The sequence below is a fragment of the Mesorhizobium sp. genome, assembly GCF_004962925.1.
Taxonomy (GTDB): Bacteria; Pseudomonadota; Alphaproteobacteria; order Rhizobiales; family Rhizobiaceae; genus Mesorhizobium.
Map to the genome: position 1 here is coordinate 1 of NZ_SUEO01000298.1, position 6194 is coordinate 6194.

Annotated in this window: 8 protein-coding genes; 2 read left to right on the forward strand and 6 right to left on the reverse strand. The window is 62.9% G+C overall.

Features of this window, described 5'->3' with window-relative positions:
* The 4 genes from E5W87_RS33190 to rpsU all read right to left on the reverse strand — a co-directional run.
* Positions 1-1238: MFS transporter (locus E5W87_RS33190; protein ID WP_292407503.1), on the reverse strand; the 1238-nt coding region annotated here is incomplete at its 3' end.
* A 304-nt stretch (positions 1239-1542) separates the two neighbouring features.
* The gene (locus tag E5W87_RS33195) at positions 1543-2016 is read right to left on the reverse strand and encodes a DUF992 domain-containing protein (RefSeq protein ID WP_292407505.1); all 474 of its coding nucleotides are present in this window, start codon (positions 2014-2016) and stop codon (positions 1543-1545) included.
* Between the two features lie 163 nt (positions 2017-2179).
* Positions 2180-3025: a tetratricopeptide repeat protein gene (locus E5W87_RS33200; protein WP_292407507.1), complete on the reverse strand. Its 846-nt coding sequence runs from the start codon at positions 3023-3025 to the stop codon at positions 2180-2182.
* Positions 3026-3188: 163 nt separating this feature from the next.
* Positions 3189-3464 (reverse strand): 30S ribosomal protein S21, encoded by a 276-nt coding sequence (gene rpsU / locus E5W87_RS33205; protein ID WP_095488505.1) that lies wholly within the window; start codon positions 3462-3464, stop codon positions 3189-3191.
* A 409-nt stretch (positions 3465-3873) separates the two neighbouring features.
* Between rpsU and E5W87_RS33210 the strand changes: the two genes are divergently transcribed.
* Together E5W87_RS33210 and E5W87_RS33215 are read left to right on the forward strand one after the other, a co-directional pair.
* Positions 3874-4383 carry a DUF892 family protein gene (locus E5W87_RS33210; protein ID WP_292407510.1) on the forward strand — a complete coding sequence of 170 codons (510 nt, stop codon included), beginning with the start codon at positions 3874-3876 and terminating at the stop codon, positions 4381-4383.
* Complete coding sequence (locus E5W87_RS33215) at positions 4370-4813, forward strand: DUF6766 family protein (protein ID WP_292407512.1); 444 nt, start codon at positions 4370-4372, stop codon at positions 4811-4813. The genes E5W87_RS33210 and E5W87_RS33215 overlap by 14 nt, the downstream gene beginning before the upstream one ends.
* Before the next feature lie 71 nt (positions 4814-4884).
* Here the strand turns inward: E5W87_RS33215 and E5W87_RS33220 are convergent, their stop codons facing one another.
* Together E5W87_RS33220 and E5W87_RS33225 are read right to left on the reverse strand one after the other, a co-directional pair.
* The gene (locus tag E5W87_RS33220) at positions 4885-5274 is read right to left on the reverse strand and encodes an SET domain-containing protein-lysine N-methyltransferase (RefSeq protein ID WP_292407515.1); all 390 of its coding nucleotides are present in this window, start codon (positions 5272-5274) and stop codon (positions 4885-4887) included.
* A 109-nt stretch (positions 5275-5383) separates the two neighbouring features.
* Entirely contained in the window at positions 5384-6142 is a 759-nt protein-coding gene (locus tag E5W87_RS33225; protein WP_292407517.1) for an SDR family oxidoreductase, read from the reverse strand.
* Positions 6143-6194: the final 52 nt, after the last annotated feature.

Sequence of the window (6194 nt, forward strand, 5' to 3'; positions counted from 1 at the left end):
CGCTGCATCGTCGGCACGGCGGCGGAGGCGATCGTCTGCTCACCATCCCGCGCTGATGCCACGATCACGCGGGTGACGAAGGGCCAGGCAATGCCGAAGCCGCCGCCTTGCAGCAAAGCGCAAAACAGGATCAGCGGAATCGAACCCGCCGGCACGGCATAGGCGAAGCCGGCGATGCCCATCGCAATCATCAGCGCGCCGCCGGTGATGATCAGCCTCTCGCGCTCCGGCGGCGCATTGGCGACGAGAATCGACAGGATCGACCAGGCGATCGATTCGGCGGCGATGATATAGCCGGTGGTCAGGATCGGAATGCCGTGCAGGCTGGTCAGAAGCAGCGGCCCGTAAACGGCGAAGGAACAGGTCGCCACCGAGAAGGCTGCGACCATGGTCATGCCTGCGCCGACCGGCGAGCGCCATGAGAACAGCCGCGACGGGAACAGCCGCGAGCGCGGCTTCAGCGCATCGATGCGGACAAACAGCGCGAGCCCGATCAGGCCGAGGGCCAGCAGCAAGGAGGAACGCAGCAGGGCAATGTCGACCCCGGCCATGGCGATCAGCACGACGCTGACGGCAAGGCAGCCGAGCGCGGCGAAGGGGAAGGGCGGCGCCGTCCCGGTGATCGCCTGCGGCCTGGTCGCCTCAGGCGTGTCGAGCACGATGAAACTCGCCAACGCCATGGCGGTGCCGCCGAGCGTGAAGACGCCGAAAGCCCAGCGCCAGGAGAGCAACTCGGTCATCAACGCACCGAGCACCGGGCCGCTGAAGGCGGCCACGCCCCAGATCGCCGACATGATGCCGAAAAGCTGCGGCCAGATCGCGCGTGGAAACAGCCGCTCGACCGAGACGAAGGCCAGCGACACCAGTGCGCCGCCGCCAAACCCTTCGATCAGGCGCCCAGCCAGGAACAGCGGCATGGAGGGCGCGATAGCGCAGACCAGGGCGCCGGCCGCATAGAGCAGGGCGGCCACCACCATGTTGGTGCGCAGCGCGACGTAGCTCACCAGCCGCCCGGCGGCGGCGCCTGCCACGATGGCGCCGAGCTCGTAGATCGCCAGCGACCAGCCGACCAACTGAACGCCGGCGAGTTCGCCGACCATGGCCGGCATCACCGTTGCCACCATGGTTTCGTTGGTGGCGTGCAGCAGGATGCCTAGGCTGATGAAGCAGAAGCGCGCCAGATCGCCGCTCGCCCACAGTGCGCGCCAATCGACCCTGTTTGTGCTGATTTCGGTCACCCCGCCCTCCGAACTTTCTTATACGCCGATTAAAAAAATGATGGAGCGCTCTTCGTCTCCAAATGGGCACGCGGCGCTTCGGGGACGGGTTGTAAAACCTCAACCGCAGTTGAGTTCAAGCGGTTTTTTGCGGTGCGCTGAGAATACTGTTGAAGCCGGGAAGTCAGGGTGATCGAAGATTGGGGCGGCGGCGATCATGGCGATCGCGATGAACGTCTTGCCACGGCGGTTCCCAAAAGTCGTGCGGCGCGGAACAGGTCCTGTTCCGCGCCGCGCTACGCAATGCCGCTTATTTGAATGCCGCCTACTTGAACGAGTGGATCAGCTCCAGCGAGGTGACGGCGACTGCCAGGTTGACGCCGGTCTGTGCCTGTACGTTGAGAGGCTGCAGCGAGAAGGCGCTGTTCAGTCCGCCGACCAGAAGGTTGGCGCCGCCGCCGGTCACTACGCTGGCCTCGGCGTTGACGCCATAATAGCTGCCGGCAAGATCGCCGGAATTACGATCGCGCGTGGCGGCCAGAACCGCCCATATCAACTCGCCCTGGTGTGTCTTGCCGATATCGACGCCGAGCTTGGAAATGACCCCGGTATAGGCTTCGGGAGGACCGCCATGGTGGGGGCGAAAGGTGCAGGCCACGCCTTTGTTGGATGTGACGATATAGCCGGTGCCGCCGTCGATGGTGCAGTCGAGCACGCCGAGCTCCAGCCTGCCTGCGCTGGCAGGGGCAGCGAGCACCGTGGCGGCGAGGGCGGCGGCACAGGCGAGTTTCTTGATCATGGGAAGGTCCTTTCGCGAATTGCCTTGAACAACGGCTGAGCATCGCGAGCGTTCCGCCGAAAACTTGGCGCGATCAAGGCGGGCGTTAATGCACAATCATCGAAGGCTTCGAAGGCATGCCAAACGGCAGGCCTGCCATATCAGGGCCGAACGCCGCTGTCGGTCAGCCGGCGCTGGTGCGCGCCAGGCCGTCCTTGGCCGGCTGGTAGGTGGGACTAAGGCGCACTGCCTCGCGGTAGGATTTCGCCGCCTTGGCCTTGTCGCCACGTCGCTCGTAGATCAGCGCCTGATTGGACCAGGCCTCGGCATTCTTGCCGTCGAGCTTGATCGCCATGTTGATGTCGGCGAAGGCATTGTCCTCGTCATTCATGGCGAGGTAGGAGAGGCCGCGGCCATTGTAGGGTTCGGCGGCGTCCGGCGCCAGCGAGATGGCGGTCGAGAAATCCTCGATGGCGAAAGCGTGCTGGCCCTGGCTCTGGTAGATCAGGCCGCGATTGTGGTAGGCGCGGGCATCTGTCGTGTCGAGCTGGATCGCCTTCTGGAAATCGTTGAACGCTTCCTGGGTGCGCCCGGCTTTGCGGTAGAGATTGCCGCGGCCGATATAGGCGGCGTCATAGTCGGGATTGATCTGGATCGAGCGGTTGTAGTCGGCAAGCGCGGCCGCCTGATCGCCGAGGAAGCGCTGGATGAGAGCGCGGTTCGAATAGGCCTGGTAGAAATTCGGATTGAACTGGATGGCGGTGTTGAAGTCCTTGAGCGCCGCCTGATACTGACCGCCGCGGCCGTAGGCCGAGCCGCGCACATTATAGCCTTCCGGGTCCTGGGGACTGCGCTGGATAACGGCCGACAGCGAGGAGATGTTCTCGGCCGACCCTTGTGCCTTGTCGATGTTGGTGAATTCGCCGGTCGGGGCTGTCTGGCAGCCGGCGAGCGCCAGCCCGGAAAGCAAGGCTGCCGTCAGTGCAAAGCCGCGCAATGCGGTTCTGCGCTCCACGCTTATTGCGTTCATGTCTGCTCTGTCCTCACTGCCCGCCGCGCCGTCAGGTCTGTTCCCCCTCCGAACCGGCCTCGCGAACCGGCCTCTCCGAATCGAGGAATTCAAAACAAAAAGGTGGCGGCGATTACGCATCGCGCCACCTTGGATATCCTTCGAAAAGGACGAAAAATTGGCGTCAGAACCGCGGCGGACGCGGAGCACCTGCACCAGCAGCACCACCAGCCGCCACCGGGCGCGGTGTCATCGGCAGCAGGCCTTCGCGCTGGGCGCGCTTGCGGGCCAGCTTGCGGGCGCGACGAACGGCTTCCGCCTTTTCACGGGCGCGCTTCTCGGAAGGCTTCTCGTAATGTCCGCGCATCTTCATTTCGCGGAAGATGCCTTCGCGCTGCATCTTTTTCTTGAGCGCGCGAAGCGCCTGGTCAACATTGTTGTCGCGGACGAGTACCTGCACGGGCAATCCTGTCTTTCGTGTTTGATATCAATAGGCAAGCGGCCATAGCCACAAGCCTCCGCGGCGATTTACACCACGAATTGTGGCGGCTGATAGCAGAATCATGCCGCTCTGTCCACTGCCGAAACGAAAAACCCGCCTCGGCGGCGGGTCGTCGGCGCAAATCAGCACCATGCCAAAATACTTAGCATAACTGCCGTCAAAAAGCAAGAATCGCGACCTCGGGCAGTGTGTCTGCCTTCTCGACCGGGGTTCTGTCGCACGGATGAGCGATCGTTGGCGTTTTCCCCGCCACCGATAAATTCCTGCTGCCCCGATCCGGCAAAACGGCCCGCCTGGCTTTATCGATGAAGGAACCAACTTCGCTCCCCGATGGTTGTTGCCGCGACGCAAGCACAGGAGAAAACCGATGTCAGACACCCGTGAATGGCTCGTCCAGTGGCTCAGGGACGCGCATGCGATGGAGGAGCAGGCCGAAACCATGCTGAACGGACAGTTGAGCCGGCTGGAGAGTTATCCCGGGCTCAGTAAGCGCATCAGCCTGCACGTCGACGAGACGAAGGGGCAGGCTGCGCGCCTTAGAACTTGCCTGGAAAGTTTGGACGAGGATACATCCACGCTGAAGGACGCCGGCGGCAAGCTGATGGCGGCGGCGCAGTCCCTGAGCGGCGTCTTCGCAGGGGACGAGGTGATGAAAGGCTCACTCGCGAGCTACACTTTCGAGCATATGGAGATTGCCTCCTACAGGATCCTCATCGTGGCCGCCGAATCTCTTGGCGAAACAGAGGTCGCCCGCGTCTGCGAGCAAAACCTGCAGGAAGAGGAGGCGATGGCCGAGTGGCTGAAAAACAACCTGCCCGCGACCACGCAGCAGTTCCTGGCTCGCTCGGCGTCGGACAGCGACAATGCCAAGCGGTGAGGAAAGCAGGCCGGCGGGCAATGTGAAACGACCTTCGGTCTGGCGGGCTTACAGCTATGCCTGGATTACCCTCGGCTTCTTCATAATCTCGCTTGTCGGCCACTGGGTTTTCGGCTGGTTCGCCTATCTGGACGAGCAGCGAGCGCTTGGCCAACCGCCCGAATTCGGCGGCTATGTCATCGAGATGAGCCGCGACACGCTCGAAAACTGGCAATCGGAATTCCTGCAACTGCTCTGGCAGGTCGGTGGCCTGGCGTTCCTGCTCTTCGTCGGCTCGCCGCAATCGAAGGAGGGTACCGACCGGATGGAGGCCAAGATCGACGCGCTTCTTAGGCTTGTCGATCCGAAGAAAGGCAAGGAGGCGATACGCGAGCTGGACCTGCGGTATGAAGGCCGGCATACCGACGAGCCGCACGCCCACCGGAACTAAAGCTGGGGGCTGGAAATTTGGCCCGGAGCCGATCATCGCTCCGGGTTTTCTCCAACGACGCAACCAGATCGCTATGACGCCGTGGCCAGGTGAAGTCGCTCGAAATCCTCGAAGAACTCGCCGTAGTCGCAGGTTATTTCCTCGCCCGCCGCTATGTCGCGGATCGCGGTTGCCCCGCCATACTGAGAAAAATCCGTGTTCGGCCTCTCGGCATGGTTCATGAAGCGCCCATTGTCGACTTCATAGACCATGAATCCGGGCCGGTCCGGGCTTGGATAGGCATATCTGTCGAGCAATTCCCTGAGGTGCGGCGGCGCGGCCTCATATTTTTCCATCGGGACCAGTCGGTCGAAGTCCGGATCGAGCCGCCAGATCGACGTTCCCTTTCTGATTGGCTCGGCGGCGAACACGCCGACGCCCTCGATTGCGCTCGCAGCGATGTAGGTCCTGATCAGCAGCATGTTTTAGGCCTGTCTTCGAACGGAAGTGTCCGAAGAAATCGCCAAATCGCGCTGGAAAGCAAGACTGCTTTTGCGACATTGCGGCTCGCTCGCCCGCGCGGGAAACGCCTCACGTCCGACTGATCGAGACGCCGCCGTCTGCCAACAGCTCAGTTCCGGTGGTGAAGCTCGACGCATCCGACGCCAGATAGAGCGCCGAGCGGGCGATCTCTTCCGGCTCGGCGACGCGCTTCAAGGCATGCAGGTTTTCGACGAAGGCTCGCGATTCAGGGGTCTTGAACGTTGCCGAGGGCGTGTCGGTGCCGCCCGGCAAAAGCGCGTTGACCCGCACGCCTTTGGCGCCGTATTCGGCGGCAAGCACCTGCGTCAATCCAATCAGCCCGGCTTTGCTTGCGGCATAGCTGGTCATGCCGGGCATGCCGACGGTATGGCCGACGAAGGTAGAGGTGAAGATCAGCGACCCGCCGCCGCGGTCGACCATCGCCGGCACCTGATATTTCGCGCCGAGAAAGGCGCTGGTCAGGTTGGTATCGAGCGTCTCTCGCCAGCCCTCCAGCGACAGCTCCGAAATAGCGCCCGTCTTGCCGACCGAGCCGGCGTTGTTGAAGGCGATGTCCAGTCCGCCGAACCGGCCGACCGCCAAGTCGACAAGGGCCTTGGCAAAGGCCTCGTCCCTGACGTCGCCGGCAAGGGCGATCGCCTTGCCGTCGGCGTCCTCGATTTCCGCAACGAGCGCGTCCAGTTCTGCCTGGCGGCGGGCAGCGACGACCACCTTGGCGCCTTCCTCCGCAAAGAGTTTTGCCGTAGCGCGGCCGATGCCGGAACTGGCACCGGTGACGATGGCGACTTTGTTGGCAAGTGCGAGCATTTTTCTGCATGCTTTTCTTCGCGCCGGCTTTGCCGGCAGTCGGATGCTTGGT

Bases quoted from the DNA above. Each gene is read 5' to 3' on its own strand.
- E5W87_RS33195 (WP_292407505.1), bottom strand. From the start codon at position 2,016: ATGATCAAGAAACTCGCCTGTGCCGCCGCCCTCGCCGCCACGGTGCTC.
- E5W87_RS33200 (WP_292407507.1), bottom strand. From the start codon at position 3,025: ATGAACGCAATAAGCGTGGAGCGCAGAACCGCATTGCGCGGCTTTGCA.
- E5W87_RS33210 (WP_292407510.1), top strand. From the start codon at position 3,874: ATGTCAGACACCCGTGAATGGCTCGTCCAGTGGCTCAGGGACGCGCAT.
- E5W87_RS33215 (WP_292407512.1), top strand. From the start codon at position 4,370: ATGCCAAGCGGTGAGGAAAGCAGGCCGGCGGGCAATGTGAAACGACCT.
- E5W87_RS33220 (WP_292407515.1), bottom strand. From the start codon at position 5,274: ATGCTGCTGATCAGGACCTACATCGCTGCGAGCGCAATCGAGGGCGTC.
- E5W87_RS33225 (WP_292407517.1), bottom strand. From the start codon at position 6,142: ATGCTCGCACTTGCCAACAAAGTCGCCATCGTCACCGGTGCCAGTTCC.